Source organism: Sporosarcina koreensis (genome assembly GCF_001531445.1).
GTDB lineage: Bacteria > Bacillota > Bacilli > Bacillales_A > Planococcaceae > Sporosarcina > Sporosarcina koreensis_C.
This window is the reverse complement of the sequence record NZ_LQYA01000119.1, coordinates 1-286: the sequence shown is the minus strand read 5'-3', so window position 1 is coordinate 286 and position 286 is coordinate 1. Positions and strand designations below refer to the sequence as shown.

The following is a 286-nucleotide window of genomic DNA, read 5'->3' as shown; positions in this document are numbered from 1 at the left end:
CTTCACGCATATTATAATTTCACCGAGTCTCTCGTTGAGACAGTGCCCAGATCGTTACGCCTTTCGTGCGGGTCGGAACTTACCCGACAAGGAATTTCGCTACCTTAGGACCGTTATAGTTACGGCCGCCGTTTACTGGGGCTTCAATTCGAAGCTTCGCTTGCGCTGACCTCTCCTCTTAACCTTCCAGCACCGGGCAGGCGTCAGCCCCTATACGTCACCTTACGGTTTTGCAGAGACCTGTGTTTTTGCTAAACAGTCGCCTGGGCCTATTCACTGCGGCTCT

The 286-nt window shown here is 52.8% G+C and carries 1 rRNA gene; it reads right to left on the bottom strand.

What is annotated here, in order from left to right:
* Positions 1–286: ribosomal RNA gene (locus tag AWV70_RS13535) — 23S ribosomal RNA — on the bottom strand; the annotation flags it as partial.